The following is a 20,305-nucleotide window of genomic DNA, read 5'->3' on the forward strand; positions in this document are numbered from 1 at the left end:
CAGAGCTTCGGATCTTGATACGAATTCGTTGAGACCAACGTCGTATGGTGTTGATTTCGCAGTACCCCGTGGGGTAAGATTGGTAAAATTATACGGCTGCTCATTGGGAGGACGACAGGGTGTCGAATGACATGGACATGAATTATCCCATGGTATTGATCCCGGCGGGAGAAGTGGCATTGCGGGACGATAGAAAGAAGACCGAATGGAGCGTACAAATCCAACCGTTCCTTCTTGCCCGTTACCCTGTAACTGCGGATTTCTACTATGCTGTTACTAATCAATCGCCTCATTCCATTGACGGAAACCGGAAACCGGCGGTTAACATTTCCTGGAATGATGCCATCCGCTTTTGCAATCTGCTGTCAAGGAAAGCCGGGCTGAAGGAGTGCTACTCCATAAGCAACGGCGGCGAATCTATACGGTGTGCTGGGATTTATATGATGAACAAGAGTACGGCTCTTACCGGATTTTTCGGGGAGGCAGCTGGGCCGAGGAGGCCCGGGGCTGCGGGGCTACGGTTCGTCGCCGCAGCCATCCGACCTTTTGCATAGAGGACCTTGGCTTCCACCTTGCCCGGTCGGTTTAAAGTTTATTTCGGTCAGCCGATAAGTAAAGAAAAAGCCCATGCTCCATAGAGGAGCATGGGCATAGGCCAATCAATTAAATAAAGCAGGAACGAAGAACAATGACTAGCAGAATAAAAAGAACCAAAATAATGGCACTGTTTGTAAACAATCCGCCTACTCCTACTCCACAGCCGCTCATAGTTGATATCTCCCTCCAATTTGACTTGAGGTGTTTACCTCAAAATCAAGTTATGCCGGATCCATGAATAATGTATGGACGTTTGCCATGGGGTTATATTTGTCATGCAGGAAAATCCTCACAGATTTTACTTTTTTCAGTTGCATCGGCACCCATCCTATAGGGAGTGGATATATTACATTGTACCGAAACCACACCTTCGCTTTTTGATTCCCCATATGAAGTGAAATGAAGCATTCTGCATCGGGCGGGTGCTTCGTTTTTTTTGAGATGATTTGCTTCGTTTGAAACGCTGGATGACGAAGCATTAAAATGTTCACAGACTGTTCACTTATGAGAAATTTCCGCCATCTCTATAATTACTAGAGTAGAAAGGATGATGGAAATTGCCGACAACGAAGAAAGAACAGGTTTATTTTGGACTGATGATGTGCTCCGGGATGGTCGTATTCATGACATTGTACAACCTCTATACCAACGGCTTGATAGGCACGATCACCTTGAAGGAAGTGTTGCTGCAGCTTATTCTTGTCTTTATCATTGCTTCCGTAGTGGAACTCTTTCTTGTCGGGCCGGTAGCCAAGAAACTCGCTTTTTCGTTACCGTACGACAAGTCCAGGAAGGGGCTGGTCATTGTGTCCCTTGCGTTTTTCATGGTGAGCGGAATGGTGCTCGTTATGTCCCTGTATGGATTGGGGACTGCATATGTTACCGGCAACTTGCATGGAGATTCTTTACTCGCGAGCTACTTTTCTTTTGTATTAAAAAATTTTGTATTTGCGTTCCCGCTTCAGCTCATCGTTGTGGGACCGACTATACGGTATGTATTTAATAGATTTGTTAAACATAGCGGACCGACTGCAGCCTTCAACGAGTAGTCCAACCTAACAGGTACAAAGATGCTGCAAAAATAAAACAGCCGCCGGCTTCAAAAAGCCGGACGGCTGTACATATCTTACTTGAGCTCGTTCAAGCGCTCTTCCAAACGGTCCCAAGTTTCGGTGATGCCCTGCAGCATGCCCATGTCCATAACCGTCTTAAGTGCTTCCGCGGATACATATTCCCCACGGTTAATCAGCTTCGTTTGGCCGCCCAGATCGACGAATTCCAGCGTAACATCGGTCGACGGCATTTCTTCGTTGGAATTGCCTTCGGCATCCGAGAAATAATCGGTGTAGGCGATTTTCTCCGGCTCTACAATGTCTTTGTAAACGCCTTTGCCCCAAGATTCCATACCGTAAAAATCGCCTTGGTTTTGGTCGACACACTTCATGCAGTAGTGCCAAACGCCGCCCGGACGGAAATCGATAGTACAAACCGGAATATCCCAGCCTCTTGGTCCCCACCAGTGCTTCAGATGCTCAGGCTCTTTAAACATCTTGAACACCAGCTCGCGCGGTGCATTGAACACACGCTCCAGTACCAGCACCCGATCGTTCTCTACTCTCGAAACCATTGCATTGTTAGACATTGTAAATCCTCCTCTTATTTGAATGATCTTATAATTTATCTTTACTCTGCAGCTCGTGCAAGTAACGTTCCAAACTTTCAAATCGGTCTTCCATATCAAGCCGAAAGGACTTCACCCATGAATCGAGTGCTTGGAAAGGCTCGGGTCGGAGCTTGTAAATTCGGCGGTTGGCTTCCGCCTTCACTTCCACAATTCCACTGTCGCCAAGCACCTTCAAGTGCTTCGAAACCTGGGGCTGGCGAAGTCCCAGCCGGTCTGCGATTTCCCCTACGGTCAAGGGACCGTTGCGCAAGAGCTCGACGATTTCTAACCGATTCGGTTCGGCTAAAGCGCTCAGCGTCGTCATATCCATGCCCGGATTCTTCCCTGACATGTCATTCACCTCGTTAAATTATGGTCTCTTGGTAAAACCATCTCCTTTATCTTTAGTTTATCTTCCTTTCGTTAACAATATACCCCAAAAGGAATATTCCTGTCAAGGAATATTGAAAAAAGTTTTTGTTCCGCCAATTTATCCCTACATGGTTCCTTGTTTATCATTTATTTATCAGCGCTAAAATATGGTAGATACAGGAAGACGGATGTATAATGATTCTGTTCGTGATGTACATATTCGAACCCTGAAAGATAGAAAGTCGAGGTGGATTCATGAAGCAAAAGCCGCAAATTCCCAAGGAACCTGAGGTTCCCAACCTGACTCAACAGCAAGTCGATAAGCTGACTGCTATTGTCTTTCTCGAACAACAGGAGCCTGTTCCTTGCGATGCCATTTTTGTATTTGGCGGCACCCATCCGGGGCACTGGGAAAAAGCAACCGAAGCCTACCATGCCGGTCTTGGAAAGACCATTATAGTAACCGGCGGAGTTAGTCCGACAGCTGTCAGGCATTCCGAATGGGAGAACGCCGCGTCTCCGGAATCCCATGTAATCGTCTCCAAGCTCCTGCAAGCCGGAATTCCTGAGAATGCTATCGTATATGAAGACCGTTCGAGAAACACCCTGGAAAATGTAAAATTCGCCAGAGATGTTTTCGACTTTAGCGCTATCCAAAGCTTGTTGTTTATATGCAAGGCGCACGGGGCCGGCCGTCAGTACCGTACCTTGACAAACTATTTGCCGCAGACTGTACATTGCGTCCCGTATGTTTTCGATACTGTCTATCAAAACGACCTGATAACAAGAAACAACTGGATGAACCTTGAAAAAGGCCGCTCTCGTGTATATGGAGAATATATTAGAATATGTACTTACGGCGATCGCGGGGATATAGCAGCCCTAACCGAAAAAATTGAAGGACTGTGACATGATACGGCCACTACAATGCCGGTTATAGCCGTTCGTACATACAGGGGGAGATAATGAAAGAAAAGTGGAATCCCGCATACGCGATCGCGTTCAGCTTACTGGTGTATCCCGTACTTTTTCTCATCAGTTATTTGCTTGTTCTGTTTCTATGGCTTCAATGGACTAAAATCCCTCTCGGGCCCATCAAATTCTACTTTCATTTAGTTCCGGAAATCGGGTTCTCAATTATCCCCCACTGGTTTATTGCCTGGATGATTTATAAGTCGGAATATTGCAAGCGCTTGAGGGCGGCAGGCATCCAGATGATAACCGGTGCCTTCTTAGTCGAGAAAGTCCTTCCCATTGTCCTCCTTACCCAAGTGTTCGCTGATGATGTTTACGTGGATACGATGGATGAAGCTTTCCTATTTCTGGCCCGGTTTATCCCTTCCTACGATTATCCTTATTACTACATCGTTATAAGCACTCTGATTTCCTTCATCCCTTATTACGTGTACAGCAATAAAGTAAAGTCTCAACTGCAGCCACGGTAGCTGCCTTCACTCCCGTCGCTATCGCCGGCGAAGTGCCAATAAGGTCCAAGCCGCTCCAGCCAGGTCCATCAACGATAACCCGAAAAACAATGAAGGCATGAGCCCCATGAATACGAAGCTGACGATGCTCAAAAAAACAAGGATCCGCAGCACGACGGAGACATAAAAAAATTCCGTCCACCGTTTCCAAGCAGCCAAAACATAATACACCCCCAAGAAAAAAAGCAGCTCCCCGATAAACCGCAGCCAAACGGTCGGCAAATCGGCCAAACGAAGCAGCTCCCGGAGAAATCCGGGGATAAGAAAGAGCGCTATGCCAAGCAAAGCAAGATAAGCCCCAAACACTCTCACACTCCTCGAAGCTTGAAACATCCATGATCCTCTCCCTTCCGTTTTAAAAAATGCTCTCATTAGGTAAGGTTTGACATGGCTCCATTGTAAACCTGCTCTCGTAAATTTTTATTTCTTTTTGTTGAAAGCGACTGAAACAGGGAAAAAGGGGACATTAAGAAAGCCCAGTCTTTTTCCAAACGCAGCACAAAGAAAACAGGTACCGACCTCTCAAAAGAGGTCCGTACCTGCCTTGTTGCAGCGTATGCTTATGTTATTCTTTCTCGTCGAACAGCCCTGCAGGGATTTTGGCATCCCAATTGGACGGGATATCCAGGCGCAATGCGTGAGCTACGACAGCCGCCGTGTCGATGTTTCTCACTTCACCTGCCAGCACGGTACCGGGCTTGATCGAATTTCCTTTCGCCGCCCAGAATATCGTCTGCTCTTGCGGGGTGCTGCCGCCATGGCCTGTCCCTTTACCGCCGTGATCCGCAGTAATGACAACCAGCGTATCCTCCGTCAGCCCTTTTTCTTCCAGTGCCTTAAGGATCCGGCCGACATATTGGTCCGCTTTTTGAACTTGCTCATAAAACTTCGGGGTGTAGTACCCATACGTATGGCCGGCGCCGTCCACCTCATCCAAATGGACAAAAATACTGCGTGCGTTCAAGCCTTCCGACTGGATGTAGTCCACTGTCTTTTGCGTTGTCGTCTCGTCTTTGCCGCCGTTGACCTTATAAGCGCCTGCCGAATCCTCGATGATCCCTTTGTTAATCGGCGACCATGTAGCGAACGAGGCCTGCTGGAGCATCGGACGCTCCTGCTTTAATAGCTTCATGAACGACGGGTAGTCGTTAACCTCCGGATAAGGAACGGCATCGGCGATTTCATTGGTCAGCTTATGCTTGGACGGATCGACGCCATGGAACATGGAGCCCCAGTTTTGCCCACTGATGGTCGGAAGCATCGCTTTCGCCTCATAAGTTGCAGCGCCTTCACTGATCAGCTTCTTGATGTTCGTTGCGTTGGCTTGCGGATCCTTGACTGCATTCCCGGCGCCATCGATTCCGATGAACACGACCCGCTTATACAGGAAATCCTTTTTATAAGGCTCCAGCTTGTCCTCCATGATTTTAACATCGGCGTGATCGACTTTTTTATCATCGTTCAGATCGGCCGTTTGCGCTTTGTCCCACCGTTTGTCGCCTTCGCTGCTGTTTTGATTTTTCAGCACTTCTTTCAAATCGTCTTTCGTTAACAAGCCGTCTCCGTCCACATCGATAGAGTTCGATACATGAACCTTTACGGAAGCGGTTTTGCCGCCGTCGGTCGTTTGCACCGTGATGGTTGCGTCGCCAGGCTTGCCCGCGATAACCGTCGGTCGGCCGTTGATCATCTCCACCTTCGCTACCGCTTCGTTGCTGGAGGTCCATTTTACGTCCTTCACCGTCGCATCAGTTGGAGAAATCGTCACATTCAGCGGCATGGGAGCCCCGGTTTTCAAGTTGAGCGCAGTACGATCCAACGTAACGGATTGAACCGGAGTCGGCGGCAGCGGAGGCGCGCTATCGAATAAGCCGCGAACCTCCGAATCGCTAAGAGCCTTTCGGTACATTTGCAGCTCGTCCACCTGTGCGGTCAACGTAGAGCCGTATTTGCCGGTGCCGTCCTGACCGATTTTGGTCGTATAAGGGGAATCCAGCGTTCCCTTCATTGCGGAAATATCGATGGTATTAATAAGGACGCCGTCTTTGTAAAAGCGGGCTTTCCCGTTGATCCGGTCATGCGAGACAACGATGTGATGCCACTTATTGTCGGCAACATTCGGCATGCTGTAATCCATCCGGCTGCTCTGCGACGTTTTGTAATTCCAAATCAGCGAACCCGAGCCGTTGACAGCCAAAATCCAACCGGTGTTACTTCCCGAATTCCAGTCTTTGTTGGAAATAACCGACGGATCGCCGACGATTCCTTCGGATTTAATCCAGAAGGCAACCGAAAAATCAGTGCTGTCCCCAAAACGGAACTCGCTGCGATTTCCCAAATCAACATACTGTCCCTTCGTTTTAAAGCGAATGGCTTGTCCGATACGTCCCTGCACAAACTCAGGATTTCCATAAACCGCAGCAGATACCGCGCTTGCTGAGCTGTCGACCGCATTATTGTCGAATTTCAGGTCCAACACGGCATTGGACAGGACGGCCGGCGCGACGGCCGTACCGGACAGGCTTCCTTGTACCGATGCCTCTTGCGCTTGTACGGTAGGTAAAGAGAGTGGTGCCGATGTGACGAGCGTAGCGGCGGAGATGGACGAAATGACCAACAGCTTCAGATGGTGCTTCATGATTTTCCTCCTTATTAGTTCAAATGTCCCAATAAAAAGCAATTAATTTCATTTCAATTTATACTTTTTACGTGGGATTAATTTCATCTTACAATACACTTGTAAAATGGAATCCATCATTTGGTGAAGATTTTATTAAGGAGGATGCAAAAAAAGAGCCCCGTTTAAGACCGCACCCCATATGGAGGTTCATAGGTCCTTCCCGAGCTCGCGTCGATACCTGATAATGCAATAACCTTTAACTAGGCTTCGTATTCACTTCCAGCATCCATATTCTCCCTCTCGTATCTACACCGTAGTCGAAGCCCAGCTTGTCGATACCGGGAAAGGAGGCGGAAAGTATCCGCATGCTCCGATAAGATAATGCTCTCAGCTTCCGTACCTTCTCCTCGGGAGCAACGGATAACGATCGGCGAATCGCATCGCGTGCTTTAAGCAGAGTTCCTCCCTGGCATATGTTCGTGACGATCAAGCCGGGTCTGGCCCATTTGGCCACGATGGCTTTCGTAATCCACCGCCCATTGCGCACGATCAGCTTCACCCGAAAATCAATGGGACGGCCGTCGATTTGGGCCAGGCTGATGCCCCGCTGCACCAGATACGCCCTGCCTCGCCGCAGCCGGTTAATTTCTTTAAGCATTCCCCGAAGGGTCCGTTTCCTCGTAACGGATTGCTTATGATGAATCATATAGGATGTTCCTTGCTTGTATATGAGAATCACGCCGTGTCCTCCGGTCCCCAAGCTGGGCTTGATGACCACTCTGCCGTATTTGTTCAGCATGCGGGCCAGCTGCGGGCCGGTAAACTTTCTCGTTTCGGGAATATGTCTTGCTATTCCTTGGTGCTTGAGCAGCACATTCGTTTTCAGCCATTTGTCAGGAACCAATCTTGACATGGTGGAGCCCCCTTAACAGCCAGGAATGAAAATACTCTTCTTCTGCTGTTATAGTATTCATCCGGCCAAGACAACTCCTGTACCTTTGTCCTAAAAGGGCTAGTATTCAGGGAGGCCGTCTGCCCTCAAGTACGGACCGGCAGTATCGTCCTGCCGTCCGTTAAGACTTTGTCCACTGCAGCTCGATTTCTCGCTGCCCCCGGTACACCGTCAGCTTCCAGGCTTCCCCGGCCGTAATTCCCTCATACAGCTCCATCATCTGATCTACATGCTCGATTCGCCAGCCGTTGATAGTCCACAGGACATCGCCGACCTGTAGTCCCGCTTCAAGCTGCCAGCTGCCCCAAGAAATGGCTTCCATAACGACTCCCGACTCCTCGGGAAGTCCTGCTGCCGATACTTCGCCTAAGCCGACGATGTTCTTGGCCATCGCCTTGCCCCACCGCACCAGCTTCGCATCCCGGCCCGATCCCGACGATGCTGCGGGCGCCGCATAGGAAGGCAGCTTCGGCGTACGGGCCACAGCCTTCAGCTCCGGCTTGCGAACGCCGAACCGGCCCATGTCAAAATTGACGAAGCCGGTGCGCATCGCTGCGGAGTCCGGCGCCACCCGGTAATCCCCCGCCGCAGGGTCGATGAACCCGGCATCCCCTCTGACGGAATGCTCGTCTCTGCCGGATAGCTGCTGCAGCCGAGAAGCCGGCTGTGCACACCCAAGCCCCGGCACGTGCAGGAAGTTCCCGTCACATTTGAGCCCCCATGGCTGAGGAACGCGAATAGGCAAATAATCGGCGAATACGATGTTATGCCGGAACACATCCCGGCTCCCCTTGTACCACACATGGGGATGAAATGAATTGTTCACCATGATGTTGTTCTCGCATATACGGTAAAAGCCTTCTCGCAGCTTGATGCCGCCGGCGAGGCACAGATTGTTGTAAATGTGGTAGTTCGACGATCCGTCGTCCAGATCGATATCCCATCCGTTATCGCATCGCCATCGGTTATTGCGGATGATCGTCGTCTTCACCGCGTCCAGCAGAGGTAGCGAGCTGCGCTCCCTCTCCCGTTCCTCCTCCGCAGCATCCGCATTCAACTCGTTCAGGTCGTTCAGGTCGACATCGGTCAGCCCCCAATAGCGGTCTCTGCCCCATGAATTGAACGAGCCGTGATCTCCGGTTTCGAGCACGGTATCGAATATGTCGCAATGCTCGATCAGATGCCCGCCCCATGTCCCTTCGGATATGTTAATGCCGGCTCGGGGAGCATCATATATCGAGCAATGGCGCACCGTGATGTCCATCGCCATAGACAGCTGCACGGGTGCGGACTGCTTCTCCACCGTTCCGCAGCGGGTGATGAGGCAGTCCTCGACGAGACAATCCGCCGGATAGTCGTCCGAGAGCGGGCCCGGCTCCATGTCGAGCTGTCCGATGCTCTGGCGCTCCTCGTACTCGAACAGCGGGCTTCGAACTGCTTCGGCGCGTCCGACAAAAGCAACCCCGCTCGCTCCGATCCGGTCCAGATGGCAGCCTTGCACCGTCAAGCGGCGGTTGTATCCGTCGGCGAAGATGGCATTGCCTCCCAGCTGCTCCAGCCGGCAGTCCGCTATCGCGCAGTCCTCGCTCCCCTGCACCGTGACGGCGCCGCCCCGGTAAATCGTCCAGTCGCTGCGCAGAAGCGGCTCCCGGTTGTCCATGAACGTCCGCGCCGCAAGGCGAAACGTAATCCCGCGCAGCTCGACGTGACGTACTGGCTCCTGCCTGCTTCCTGCGAACTCCACCAAATGAGGCAGCCGGACCGCCTCAATGACTGCGCCTGCCAAGTCCGTCGCTTCATCGGGGAAGACGTACAGCATTCCTTCCTTGCTGTTCCAATACCATTCGCGTGGGGCATCCAGCTCCTCGAAAATATGCTCGACAAAACGGTATTTGTCGTGCATTCCTTTTTGCCGGTTATTTTGCCAGCCGCCTTCGTACAGCAAGCTCCCTTGCTCGTCCTTTCCCGTGATACGGTAATGATGGTCTCCCCATAGATGCTTGTGCATCACATGGAGATATCCTCCCTCCGGATCGTTCCATCGGCCCGCCCGCTCGGGGCTCACACAATCCGCCGCATAGCCGTTAAAGATCCGCACATCCGGGTTGGCGTTAGGGTAGCGCGCCATATTCCACTTTTCTCCGTTCACAAACAGCTGATCGATAGGCAAGCCACGGGGCACACGTGCTTTGAGTAGGCTGCCCTCATGAGCCCCCCACTGCAAATCAAGGCGGATGCCTCCGCTGAGGACGACTTCCCCGCCATGCACCGCTTCATAGACGACAGGGGCTTCGGCGCTGCCTGAATCTTCCGCCGTAAATCGCAGCGGCTCCTCCAAATAGTAGACGCCTGGCTGAATGCGGACGTTCACCGCCGCACCGCCGGCTGAAGCCAGCCTGGCCGCTTGCTGCGCCCTTACCAATGCAGAGAACGGGTTCCTCTCGCTCCCGTCACTGTTGTCGTCTCCTCCATTCGAGACGTATATCGTTACCCCTTCCGACCGATTCATTCGCAATCGAGCTCCTTTCCTGATTCGCTTGACGTACATTCTGTCTACATTGTAAGTCAGCGGCCGGCAAGGAACCATGCACATTCCTCCGTCAACTATGCACAATTCTACGATTGCGATTGCAAACAAACCGCTTGGTTACATCCCGAAATGCACTTATGCTATGCTATACTGGACTCGGCGTCGTAACGCCCATTACGATCAAAAGCAGGGATATCCGATGAATGACGCATGGCTTGGGAACTACTTGAAGAAGCTGCAGCTGGAGGTCCTCACCGTAGGCCACAGCAGCGTCACGCCGCAATGGAGAAATTGGAACGTGGCGCCGCCCTTCAGCTGCCTGTACTATATCGAGGAAGGGAATGGGTGGTTTAAAATCAAGGGCCGGGAGCATGCACCCGAGGCCGGATATGTCGTACTGCTGCCCGCAGGCGTCGTCCATTCCTACTCTACTTCATCCGAACGGCCGTACACGAAATATTGGTGCCATTTTCAAGCGAAGGTCGGTGAAATGCATCTGTTTCATTTGATTTCCATGCCGATCAGCTTCCCGGTTCGTCATGCCGGGCGCTTTGCCGATACATTCAAAGAGCTGCTGCAAGCTTACCGGAGCACGGATGTACTTGCGCCCCTTCGCGCCAAAACGGCTCTAGCGGTGCTGGTTACGCACTTGCTCGACGAATGCTTGCCGGATGGGATCGAGCCCGCCTCCAATCCTTCGCTGCAAAAGCTGAACGAAATCATAAGCTATATCGAGGATCATCTGTCCGAGGACTTGTCGGTGGAAAAGCTGGCAGCCGTCGTCAATTACAGCCCCAATTATTTCATCCATTTTTTCAAATCGATGCAAGGCGTCTCGCCTATCCAGTACATCAACAACAGCCGGATCGAAAAAGCGAAACGGCTTCTCATGACGACGGATCGGAGTCTGGCGCAAATCGCTTCCGAGCTTGGAATGGAGCCGCATTACTTGTCGCGGATGTTCAAGCGGCACGAGCAGTTTTCCCCGCAGCATTACCGCAATATGAACCGGGAGAAGGAGTAGTCACTTTAAACTACCGTTCCGCTGTACAAGCTCCGTGGCTCCACACTCTAGCTATCACTATAGGAATGGAGTGTAAAATTATGGTATATTATTCTTTGAAAAGGATGTTAAAGGGGTAATGACCATGATTACTCAGGTAGTAGTGACCATTCTGTTCGCAATACTATTGAGCTGCTTCACGATAAAATACCGTTTATGGAAGCGGCTTTGATGAGAACACACGGTCTGGTTCACAATCCCTCATCATAGCGCCAAGCGAGGCTGCTTCCCTTCACTTGGAGCCCCATTGTCCGTCCGGGCAAAATATTCCGCGACGAAGTCTCTGAACTTGCGGGCTGCAAGGGACAAATACCTTTTTTCATGCCATCCCAGCTGAAAGCTGCGCTGACAAACCGGCGCTTCAATATGAAGCATGTGGAACGGAGTGTTCGGCCCTCCGCAGTTGCCTACCAGCGCAACGCCAAGCCCTGCGCGCACCAGGCTCGCAATGGCCGAAGGCTCGTCGACCCGGCACACAAAGTTAGGCGTAAACCCCGCCTCACGGAAAAATGAGTCGTTCAGCTGCTGGAACAGCGCCGTCTCCTTGTAGCCGATGAACGGCTCCTCCGCCACTTCGCTTAACGCCGCGCTCTTGCGGTCCGCTAATCGGTGCCCCGGCGGAACGGCGAGATACACTTCTTCGTTCAGCACGGGCATTGCGCAAATACCGGGACGATCGATCGGAAGCGCCGTAAAGCACAAATCGACGTCCCCGTTCTCGACAAGCCGCTCCATCTCATCCATTTGCACCTGCGTTATGCGAAAGTTGACGTCCGGATGGAGTTCGAGGAACTCCCCCAACGGCTCGGACAGCCGGTCCAAGGTCGACGTCGCCAGATGAACGCTTCCATGCTCCATGCCTGCCAGCTCCGCAACTTCCTTTTGCCCCTCCTCCAGCAGCGTTAAGGCTGCCTCCACTTTGTCCAAGAACGTTTTGCCGAACGTATTCAGCCGAATATGTCTTCCTTGCCGGTCAAACAACGGCACCCCTACATGCTCCTCCAGCCTCGCAATTGTTTTGCTAAGCGCAGGCTGCGCGATATGCAGCTGCTGAGCCGCCTTCGTCATATGCTCCAGCTTGGCAACCGTCCGAAAATATTGCAATTGCAGAAGCTCCATAGTGCAGCCCCTCCTATTCATATACTCAAGTATATATATTGTATGCTTTAAAATATATTTTTGTTTATAATAATTCGATTATAAAATAAAGCACATAAGGAAAACAATCGCCTTCCCGGGAAGAGGGTTTGCCGTTTCGCGCCGTTCCGACGGCTGAAAAGAAGGGAGATGTATGCTGCTATGGAGACAAAAGCAACAATGGATGCGGTCAGCTCACAGCATGCCGGAGAAAAACTAATACGCATTTTAGCGTTTACGCTGGTCATTTCCGTGATGAGCGCAACGATGTTCAATATCGTATTGCCTGAAATCCGCGACGACTTTCAGCTTTCCTTCGCACAGGTCAGCTGGGTATCGTCCGCATTTCTTCTGATTTACGCACTCGGAACCGTTATATACGGGAAACTGGCGGACACCTTTAAGCTGAAGCACTTGCTTACGTTCGGGTTGATCTTTTTTGCCGCCGGCTCCATGATCGGTCTGGCCGCTCAAGCGTACTGGATGGTTATAGTCGGGAGAGTATTGCAGGCTGTGGGAGCTGCCGTCATTCCCGCATCATCGGCTTTGATTCCGATTCGTTATTTTCCGCCTGAACGCAGAGGGAGGGCGCTGGGAATAGCAATGACCGGCTTGGCCATCGGCAGTGCGATAGGGCCTGTCGTCGCGGCTCTGGTCGTCAGTCTCGTTCATTGGCGGTGGCTGTTCTGCATGCCTCTGTTCACGCTAATTGCGCTGCCTTATTACCGCAAATATTTGAACGACGAGCATCAAGCAGCCGGCCGCATCGATTGGCTTGGGTGCGGCTTGCTGGCGGCAGCCGTCGCCGCGCTATTGCTCTCGATTACTTACGAGATCTGGCTGCTTGGCGCAGCTTTCGTTCTGCTGACGCTCCTGTTTGCCATAAGGATTCGATCGGCGGCGGAGCCATTCATCAAGCCCGGCCTGTTCGCCAACAGGAGCTTCTCGTTTGGACTCGTCATTGCCTTTGCGGCAACCGGGATCGGCTACTCCCTCGTGTTTCTGAGTCCGCAATTGTTAACCGAGGTCAATCGGCTGGCTCCGGGCCTTGTAGGCTTTGTCATGGTTCCCGCGGCCGTTACAACGGCAATCTTGGGCAGAAAAGGCGGCAAATTGGCGGATGCAAAAGGCAATTCGTTTCTGTTTTACTCGGCCTCCGCCCTGCTATTGAGCTGTTTCCTGCTCTTATCTTCCTTTGCCGGCACGTCACCAATATGGATTGCTTTGATTCTTATCTTCGGCAACGTCGGACAATCGTTCTTATATATCGCCTTGTCCAATGCGATTTCGCGGACATTACCTCAGGAGCAGAGCGGAGTAGGCATGGGGCTGCTTTCGATGCTGAATTTTATTGCCGGTGCGGTCTCCGCGAGCTTATATAGCAAAACGGTCGATCAAGGCTCCGGCTCCAGCTGGAATCCGCTTCATCTGCACCCCGACGCCGCCGTGTTCAGCAATATTTATCTCGTGCTTGCAGCCTTATTCGGGATCGTCCTGCTGGTTTATACGGTTCAATTCGGCAAAATCCGGCGAAGGAATCGCAGCACAGAAGCGTTCGATGCCGCACTTGTTCCGGTTGTAGGCAGCAAAAGCATGGAGATGGAATCGGAATCACCAAACGGGAGCTGAAATGAACGCTTCTTATATTACCAGCTCCTAAAGGACGAAATGAATAACAACTTAGATCTGCCGGGAAAAGGATCAGGATTTCTTCCTTCATCCCGCAGCTAAAAGGGAGGATTACACTATGAAAGCTGCAGGTGTTTATACCTTTGGACCGCCGGAGGTGCTGCAAACCATCGAAGTCGATACACCCGAAGCAGAGGCCGGAGAGGTGCGGGTTCGTGTGAAGGCAGCCGGAGTTCAGCCGGCCGACCTCGCTGTTCGGAGCGGATGGACGCCGCCCGGAGGTTCGATACGCATTCCGCAAATTCCCGGGAATGAATTCGCCGGAATCATCGACCAAGTCGGAGAAGGTGTTACTTCGTTCTCTGTCGGAGACGAGGTACTCGGCTTCCGCATTCTGCAATGCTATGCCGAGTATGTGACGATTCCGGCCGGGCAGGTCGCCCATAAGCCGCGGCATATGCCCTGGGAGGTGGCGGGCTCCTTATCCGCTTCCGGACAAACGGCGCATACCGCCTTAAAGGAGCTTGGCGTCGCGAGCGGGGACACCGTATTGATTCATGCGGCTGCCGGAGGCGTCGGCTCGATGGCCGTCCAGCTGGCGCATGCTTGGGGCGCCAAGGTCATCGGAACCGCGAGCGAGAGAAACCACGATTACCTCCGTTCGCTCGGTGCGATCCCCGTCAGTTACGGTGACGGGATGACGGAACGAATCCGTGCCCTCGCGCCGAACGGCATAGACGCCGCCCTGGATGCGGCGGGCAGCGATGCGCTTCGCGCCTCGGTCGAGCTGGTTGCGGACCGAAGCCGCATCGGCACGATTGTCTCCTTCGATATCGCGGAGGAGCTGGGGGTCCGCTCTATCCGCAGCCAGCGGTCGGCAGCGCGGCTCGCCGAGCTCATCGACTTATACGAGCAAGGAAAGCTAAGCATTCATATCCGCAAATTATTTTCCCTTGATCGGGCTGCCGATGCCCATCGGGAAATCGAACAAGGTCACGGCCGGGGGAAAGTCGTCCTGACAATCGATTGAGGCAGCATGGTATACGCCTGGCTCAATAGCAAAAGAGCTGTCCTGCAGAAGATCTTCTCTTCATCGGACAGCTCTATTTTTTGCGTTCAAACTATTTATCTTTTCACCGATGTATTGGTGACTGTAGGATTGTACTTGACCGTCTTCTTGATCGTCTCGCTCATTTTGCCGTATTTGTTCCCCGCCTTCAGCTCAATGACGTTGTCCCCGGCCACGAGATTCACCATCGTTGTGACGGAGCCTTGCCCTACCGCCTGATCGTTAACATAAATCGTCGGGCTCGGATCGTTCGTATCCTTCGCAGTCGCCGTGATCGTAACGGTAGCCATCTTCGACGTTTCGGCAATGGGGCCGTGCGTCAACGTGGGCGTTGGCATGCTGTACATGACTTTTTTGGTAATTACCTCGGAGACGACACCGCCACGGTTTTCCGCCTTAAATTCAAACACATTCTCCCCGTCATGCAGCGAGACCGTCGTCTCGATAGCTCCGTTCGCAACGTACTGGCCGTTCAAGTACATTTTGACCGATGCGCGCTTGCTCTCCTCGCCTTTGACGCTCGCCTTCAACTGCACATTCATCGTAGTCGACGTCGCCGGCAAATCGCCCACTTCGATCTCAGGCGGCGGTCCAAAGCTGGCGAACCAGTTCAGCAACGGATTCCACAGCAGGAACAAGAGCAGAGCAAGGACAGGCACGGCAACCAGCCCCGATCTTATGAGCTTGCGCTTATTTCGGACGAAAAAACGGATCAGGCTTCCCGACTGCTTCAGCTTCATCGCTTTGAACAAGACGGCGAAAGACTCGTTATCCGTTGCCAGCAGCTTCTCGCGGACCGCTTTATTGCGGAACGCACGTGTGTCGTAATGATCGAAGTAACGGCTGAGCGCCGCTTTATAATTCGGGTCTATATTGCCTTTGCCGTCCAGGAAGCGGCTGTTCTCCGCCGTCCATAAGATGAAATCGTAAATGGTTTCCGTTCCCGAGGTGTTCGTGAACACGTACTCCAAGATCCGGTGGTAATCAAAGTCCGAGGAATAGCCCGCGCCTGAACCCGAGGACGGAAGATAAAAGCCGAACGGAATCAACCGGAACCGGCTTTCATCGATCCGATCCCTTAACAGCCGTCTCAACGCTTCCTGCACCTGCTCCAAATCGACGGGCCCAAGGTCCCGCAGCGCCTCAAGCGCCTGCTCCTCTTCCTCCGGCTCCAGCTTGAGCACTCTGTACAGCAGACCGACGACGATCAGCGTCTGCCTCTTCGCTTTATCCGCACTTTGGAACAGCTCCCGGTCTATCGGATCGACCATGAAGCCGAGGCGAACCGTATCCTCGTAGCTCAAGCCGGCTGCATCCAGCCCGTTCAGCAGCTCCAGCTCGATTTCGAGCTTCCATTGCCGGCAAACCTCGTCATACCCGCCTTGCTCGAAGAGGTCGGACAAGCTTTCAAAATAAGCGAACAGCGCTTCCGCCGTCTCCACTCGCTTATGAGCGGATTTTTGCAGCAGTATCTTGCATTTTTTGGATATTTCCTTAATGAAAAATGGAATAAGGACGATCGAACCGGCATGCGTCAGCCAAAAATCGATTTCGGCCTGCAGACTGTCCGCCGAGTTGGCTCTGCTCATCCGATACGCAATGTATTGCTCCGCGGACGATGCATTTTGCTTATAGAGCTGCTTCATAACCAGCCCAAACACGTCTTGCTGCTGCAGCAGCAGCTCGAACAGCTGCACCGCGTCGTTGTTCCCTTCGCCCGTACGGCCCGCCGTCCGATTTATGAAAATAACAAAGCATTGAATAAGCAGCGCCTTAGCGCCCTCATCCGCTATAGGATAGTACGCCAGCAAGCTTTTCACGTAATCTCCCGACGGCGAGCCGCCGGTTTCGGACGCTTCCTTGCGCAGCATGCGGATGAACAGCTCCTTGAATCGCGGCTTCTTGTCGATGGTCTCCGCATTCAAGTACGTCAATATACCGTGCATAATGCCCGCAGGGTTGTTGTCATACAGCGCCTCGCTGCCTTGATCGATCTCATACAGCATGCACAGCTGATAGTAGGTCGGTATGGACAGAGCCGCCTGGGCAGGCATGCTCTGCAGCCCTTCCTCGCAAAAATCGAACAGCTTCTGGAGCTGCTCCGGCTCGTTCCTGAGCTTCCATATCGTATCGAACAACAGGTGCTCTTGACCCGGTAGCTCCGTATTCACAAACTTGCCGTTCGGGAAATCGAACAGCATGTCCTTCTCCAGCCTGCGGTCCGGCAGACGGAGACTTCCTTTTTCTACAAAAACGGCATGCAGATTCTGCTTCCCTTCCGGCTCGCTGTTGAAGGTCATGAATCCCAGCTGGCGGCGGAAAGCGTAAGGAATGCAGCGGTATATGACCTCAAGCAGCCGCTTTGCCTTGTCCGAGCTAACGGATACATCCGTATCCAATGCGATATACACCTTCCGTTTGCTCGTAACCGAAGACATTACGGCGTGAAGCAGCTGCTGAAACAGACGGGAATCGATACCGAGCTCCGTCAGCAGAAGATCCTGATCCGCAACCGGATAGGCCGGGTCATAGTCTATCTCATCAAGCTCCGGAATCGCCTTTCCATCCCGAATATCATAGCTGCTGCGGAAGCCGCGGATACGAAACATCCGGTTCGGCTCCCGCAGGAACGACTCTTTTCTATCCTTAGGAACAATGTACTGATGGGTGAACGATGCGCTGCGCTGTCCCGTAAAATCGGTTCCTATGTAAATGCTGCGCCCGATCACCATATCGCCGTTGTCCGCATGGAAGACCACGAACGACTCGGGATACAGCTCCTCGTCCGATTCATCCCGAGAGAGCAATTCTTGCGGCGCCTTGTAGACGCAGTAAGGATGCAGCACCGCTTTGATAAACGTATTGTCGAGCGCCGCCGATTTGGCTACCGTATCGAAGCCCTCGCTGGTGCGGAAGATCCCTTCCCGGTCACGGGTAAAATATTGCTGCTGTATGGCTCTTGTAATCATCGCGGCGCCTCTTTCCTGGCCACGTAATCGAGCTTGTGCAGAAGCCATATGAACGGCTCATCCACACGGGTCGGATTAATGACCCCTGTAATTTGCTTGTTGACCGGGTTGGCGCCTAACGCCGAAACGGCAAAATAGGCCGTATTCGTGAAGTAGACGTCAATCGCATCCTTGAACGGCCGATCGACCTTCTGAATGAAACGGCTGATTTCGCCGTTAATATTTTCGAATTCGGTTTGGTTCAGGTAGCCTTTATGGACGACATTGCTGAACACATTGCTGTTCGGCTGGATGTACTCGCTGTCTTCCTCTTTCAAATATTGCAGCATATCGCTCTTCGTTAATACGATAGCCGTAGGGATATCCGTCTTGCTGTTGTGCTGATGGGCGATGAAATTTTCAAACAGGCTTATTACGACCTCGCGCGGCTCATCGTACCGGTTGGCGAACTCGCCCTCTTCCTCACCCAGGTTAATATGGATGCGGTCGCGGATGGTGCGGATTTGCAGCGGATCGACCAAAAACAGAATACCGGAGGAATTCTTGATGTGCGAGGCATAAATGTCCAAATAATCCCGCTCGACCATTCCCTCGCCTGCTACGTCGAAGAAGACGAGCGTTAACGGCGCCTGCTCCGGGTCCTTGAACACGAATTGAAAAATAAACGGCTCCTGCTGCTCGTTCGGATTCGTCGATTGCAGCATGCTGCCCCGCTCGAAGATCGGCTCATGGTAATTTTGCCGGAATTTGCGGCTGATCTCGGCGCTTAACGGCATGCATGCCGCATCGAAGTTCGAAGCGGTAGACTGCTGCAGCGTATGGATGAGCGATGTCATATAGACGGATTTGCCGACCTGGGAGGCGCCTACAATCGAGATGATGTTGCTCGGCACCTTGCCGGCGGAAATCGGCAGCTCGTTATGGCAATTCGGGCACAGACGCCGTTTGGTCGTCTCGCCGTATCGGTCGGTAACCGCTACGAGCACGTTTTGGGAGTAGATTTTGTTCTCCTCCGGGATGGTGTGCGGCTCGATCACCGCTTCCATATCGACCTCGGACAGGTGAAACTTGCGGCGCCAATCGTTAAGCCTGCGGTCTTCCTGCAGCATAAAGTCGTCGTCGTTGTCTTTAATATGGCTGGCGCGGAATTGAACGTCCTCCGGCTCGAATTTGCTGAAGCAGTACGGGCATACGATGCTGTAGTAGGGAGGCTTTTCTTTGACCGGCGCTTTCGGTGCAAACCATTTTTTCAGGTTTCCTAACATGCTTATCCCTCCTAAAACATTTTCAAAATAAAGCCACGGTCTAACCGGTGGGGTATCCCCTTCCCTTTCCCCACAAAGTGAAGCTTGCCTCTGAAGCTTATTCCGATTACTTTGCGTGGACCCCGGATCCCGGGAAATGAATAGAGCGGTTAGTTCCCGATGACAAAGGCGGGCGCTATCGCTCCTCCAGGGGACACCCCACCTTCGCCAGGTGGCATCGGTTAAAAGAACAACTACCATTTTGAGGTTTTCCTCCATAGTTGGGAAACCGACTAAAACCAATGGGAACACTCATTAAACATTCATTCCATACTAAGAGAAAACAACTCGCTGTACTTTTTATCCGTAAAAAAGATCCGGATAAAATCGTTCTTGCCTATCTCAATTTCCTGCAAAACACTGCGTCCGACCGGAAAATCACTCATAAAAGGATAAGCGATACCGTCGTCCTTGTTAGACGGATTGGCCCCTTCTTTCTTAACATAGCAAAGAGCGTCCTGCGGAACCGCAATTTCGCAAAACAGCTGAATGCGCGCCGTCTTGAACTTGCTGAACAGCTTGCTGCCGTATTTAAGCGAGTAAACGATGCGCGCCCTGCCCCCGTTCATAAGGACCAGGTTGCTCTCATCCGCCTGCATCAGCAGCACGAGCCTGCCGTCCCGCCGCACACACGGGAATATACGGTAGCCGCGCAGGCCGATATAATCCACCTTGTCCCGGTACCCGGATTTGGACTTGTACTCCTCCCGGGTGAACAGCTTGAGCTGCTGCGGGCTCAAGTCCTCCGGGTGGCGCTCGGCCCCCGCTTCGAAGCTGTATATATAGACGTATTCGACATCCTTCGGCCACTGCCAGGTCAAAATGCACTCGCCATCCTGACGTTGGCTCACGACTTTCGTAATACGGTAACCGTCGCTAGGCTGTTCCCACTGCAAACAACATCATCTCCCTGAAT

The 20,305-nt window shown here is 52.4% G+C and carries 16 protein-coding genes and 1 pseudogene; 7 read left to right on the plus strand and 10 right to left on the minus strand.

What is annotated here, in order from left to right:
- Positions 1-119: 119 nt before the first annotated feature.
- Together ACFQ88_RS33090 and ACFQ88_RS33095 are read left to right on the plus strand one after the other, a co-directional pair.
- Positions 120-589: pseudogene (locus tag ACFQ88_RS33090) on the plus strand (formylglycine-generating enzyme family protein).
- Positions 590-1,154: 565 nt separating this feature from the next.
- Positions 1,155-1,646 carry a DUF2798 domain-containing protein gene (locus tag ACFQ88_RS33095; protein WP_239629859.1) on the plus strand — a complete coding sequence of 164 codons (492 nt, stop codon included), beginning with the start codon at positions 1,155-1,157 and terminating at the stop codon, positions 1,644-1,646.
- Between the two features lie 77 nt (positions 1,647-1,723).
- Here the strand turns inward: ACFQ88_RS33095 and ACFQ88_RS33100 are convergent, their stop codons facing one another.
- Complete coding sequence (locus tag ACFQ88_RS33100; RefSeq protein ID WP_379461302.1) at positions 1,724-2,239, minus strand: SRPBCC domain-containing protein; 516 nt, start codon at positions 2,237-2,239, stop codon at positions 1,724-1,726.
- Positions 2,240-2,267: 28 nt separating this feature from the next.
- Positions 2,268-2,612 carry an ArsR/SmtB family transcription factor gene (locus ACFQ88_RS33105; protein WP_239629861.1) on the minus strand — a complete coding sequence of 115 codons (345 nt, stop codon included), beginning with the start codon at positions 2,610-2,612 and terminating at the stop codon, positions 2,268-2,270.
- A gap of 275 nt (positions 2,613-2,887) precedes the next feature.
- Here ACFQ88_RS33105 and ACFQ88_RS33110 point away from each other — a divergent pair, with 275 nt between their 5' ends.
- Both ACFQ88_RS33110 and ACFQ88_RS33115 read left to right on the plus strand, forming a co-directional pair.
- Positions 2,888-3,541, plus strand: a complete 654-nt coding sequence (locus ACFQ88_RS33110) for a YdcF family protein (RefSeq protein WP_379461305.1) — start codon at positions 2,888-2,890, stop codon at positions 3,539-3,541.
- Between the two features lie 56 nt (positions 3,542-3,597).
- Positions 3,598-4,077: a hypothetical protein gene (locus ACFQ88_RS33115; protein WP_379461307.1), complete on the plus strand. Its 480-nt coding sequence runs from the start codon at positions 3,598-3,600 to the stop codon at positions 4,075-4,077.
- An 18-nt stretch (positions 4,078-4,095) separates the two neighbouring features.
- Here the strand turns inward: ACFQ88_RS33115 and ACFQ88_RS33120 are convergent, their stop codons facing one another.
- From ACFQ88_RS33120 to ACFQ88_RS33135, 4 genes are all read right to left on the minus strand, one after another.
- A complete protein-coding gene (locus ACFQ88_RS33120) occupies positions 4,096-4,449 on the minus strand; it encodes a hypothetical protein (RefSeq protein WP_379461309.1) in 354 nt (117 codons plus the stop codon).
- 232 nt (positions 4,450-4,681) lie between these two features.
- Positions 4,682-6,754 (minus strand): LamG-like jellyroll fold domain-containing protein, encoded by a 2,073-nt coding sequence (locus tag ACFQ88_RS33125; RefSeq protein ID WP_379461311.1) that lies wholly within the window; start codon positions 6,752-6,754, stop codon positions 4,682-4,684.
- Positions 6,755-6,992: 238 nt separating this feature from the next.
- Entirely contained in the window at positions 6,993-7,649 is a 657-nt protein-coding gene (locus ACFQ88_RS33130) for a YheC/YheD family protein (RefSeq protein WP_379461313.1), read from the minus strand.
- A gap of 160 nt (positions 7,650-7,809) precedes the next feature.
- Positions 7,810-10,197, minus strand: a complete 2,388-nt coding sequence (locus ACFQ88_RS33135) for a hypothetical protein (protein WP_379461315.1) — start codon at positions 10,195-10,197, stop codon at positions 7,810-7,812.
- A gap of 220 nt (positions 10,198-10,417) precedes the next feature.
- Between ACFQ88_RS33135 and ACFQ88_RS33140 the strand changes: the two genes are divergently transcribed.
- On the plus strand, positions 10,418-11,242 hold the full coding sequence (locus ACFQ88_RS33140; protein ID WP_379461317.1) for an AraC family transcriptional regulator: 825 nt from the start codon (positions 10,418-10,420) through the stop codon (positions 11,240-11,242).
- Positions 11,243-11,485: 243 nt separating this feature from the next.
- On the opposite strand, the gene ACFQ88_RS33145 is transcribed toward ACFQ88_RS33140, so the two are convergent.
- Positions 11,486-12,400 (minus strand): LysR family transcriptional regulator, encoded by a 915-nt coding sequence (locus tag ACFQ88_RS33145; RefSeq protein ID WP_379461319.1) that lies wholly within the window; start codon positions 12,398-12,400, stop codon positions 11,486-11,488.
- Positions 12,401-12,598: 198 nt separating this feature from the next.
- On the opposite strand from ACFQ88_RS33145, the gene ACFQ88_RS33150 reads away from it, so the two are divergent.
- Complete coding sequence (locus ACFQ88_RS33150; RefSeq protein ID WP_379461378.1) at positions 12,599-14,047, plus strand: MFS transporter; 1,449 nt, start codon at positions 12,599-12,601, stop codon at positions 14,045-14,047.
- Between the two features lie 118 nt (positions 14,048-14,165).
- A complete protein-coding gene (locus ACFQ88_RS33155; RefSeq protein WP_379461321.1) occupies positions 14,166-15,077 on the plus strand; it encodes an NADP-dependent oxidoreductase in 912 nt (303 codons plus the stop codon).
- 95 nt (positions 15,078-15,172) lie between these two features.
- On the opposite strand, the gene ACFQ88_RS33160 is transcribed toward ACFQ88_RS33155, so the two are convergent.
- The 3 genes from ACFQ88_RS33160 to ACFQ88_RS33170 all read right to left on the minus strand — a co-directional run bounded on the left by ACFQ88_RS33160 (position 15,173) and on the right by ACFQ88_RS33170 (position 20,285).
- Complete coding sequence (locus ACFQ88_RS33160) at positions 15,173-18,085, minus strand: GAP1-N2 domain-containing protein (RefSeq protein ID WP_379461323.1); 2,913 nt, start codon at positions 18,083-18,085, stop codon at positions 15,173-15,175.
- Entirely contained in the window at positions 18,082-19,350 is a 1,269-nt protein-coding gene (locus ACFQ88_RS33165) for a TRAFAC clade GTPase domain-containing protein (protein WP_239629871.1), read from the minus strand. Before ACFQ88_RS33165 ends, ACFQ88_RS33160 begins: the two co-directional genes overlap by 4 nt.
- A 302-nt stretch (positions 19,351-19,652) precedes the next feature.
- The gene (locus ACFQ88_RS33170) at positions 19,653-20,285 is read right to left on the minus strand and encodes a hypothetical protein (protein ID WP_379461325.1); all 633 of its coding nucleotides are present in this window, start codon (positions 20,283-20,285) and stop codon (positions 19,653-19,655) included.
- Positions 20,286-20,305 lie beyond the last annotated feature (20 nt).

The organism is Paenibacillus sp. NPDC056579, from assembly GCF_042793215.1.
Lineage (GTDB): Bacteria > Bacillota > Bacilli > Paenibacillales > NBRC-103111 > Paenibacillus_S.

What these genes read in the sequence shown, in the direction of transcription:
- ACFQ88_RS33100 (WP_379461302.1), bottom strand. Translation starts at nt 2,239, where the DNA reads ATGTCTAACAATGCAATGGTTTCGAGAGTAGAGAACGATCGGGTGCTG.
- ACFQ88_RS33105 (WP_239629861.1), bottom strand. Translation starts at nt 2,612, where the DNA reads ATGTCAGGGAAGAATCCGGGCATGGATATGACGACGCTGAGCGCTTTA.
- ACFQ88_RS33110 (WP_379461305.1), top strand. Translation starts at nt 2,888, where the DNA reads ATGAAGCAAAAGCCGCAAATTCCCAAGGAACCTGAGGTTCCCAACCTG.
- ACFQ88_RS33115 (WP_379461307.1), top strand. Translation starts at nt 3,598, where the DNA reads ATGAAAGAAAAGTGGAATCCCGCATACGCGATCGCGTTCAGCTTACTG.
- ACFQ88_RS33120 (WP_379461309.1), bottom strand. Translation starts at nt 4,449, where the DNA reads ATGTTTCAAGCTTCGAGGAGTGTGAGAGTGTTTGGGGCTTATCTTGCT.
- ACFQ88_RS33125 (WP_379461311.1), bottom strand. Translation starts at nt 6,754, where the DNA reads ATGAAGCACCATCTGAAGCTGTTGGTCATTTCGTCCATCTCCGCCGCT.
- ACFQ88_RS33130 (WP_379461313.1), bottom strand. Translation starts at nt 7,649, where the DNA reads ATGTCAAGATTGGTTCCTGACAAATGGCTGAAAACGAATGTGCTGCTC.
- ACFQ88_RS33135 (WP_379461315.1), bottom strand. Translation starts at nt 10,197, where the DNA reads ATGAATCGGTCGGAAGGGGTAACGATATACGTCTCGAATGGAGGAGAC.
- ACFQ88_RS33140 (WP_379461317.1), top strand. Translation starts at nt 10,418, where the DNA reads ATGAATGACGCATGGCTTGGGAACTACTTGAAGAAGCTGCAGCTGGAG.
- ACFQ88_RS33145 (WP_379461319.1), bottom strand. Translation starts at nt 12,400, where the DNA reads ATGGAGCTTCTGCAATTGCAATATTTTCGGACGGTTGCCAAGCTGGAG.
- ACFQ88_RS33150 (WP_379461378.1), top strand. Translation starts at nt 12,599, where the DNA reads ATGGATGCGGTCAGCTCACAGCATGCCGGAGAAAAACTAATACGCATT.
- ACFQ88_RS33155 (WP_379461321.1), top strand. Translation starts at nt 14,166, where the DNA reads ATGAAAGCTGCAGGTGTTTATACCTTTGGACCGCCGGAGGTGCTGCAA.
- ACFQ88_RS33160 (WP_379461323.1), bottom strand. Translation starts at nt 18,085, where the DNA reads ATGATTACAAGAGCCATACAGCAGCAATATTTTACCCGTGACCGGGAA.
- ACFQ88_RS33165 (WP_239629871.1), bottom strand. Translation starts at nt 19,350, where the DNA reads ATGTTAGGAAACCTGAAAAAATGGTTTGCACCGAAAGCGCCGGTCAAA.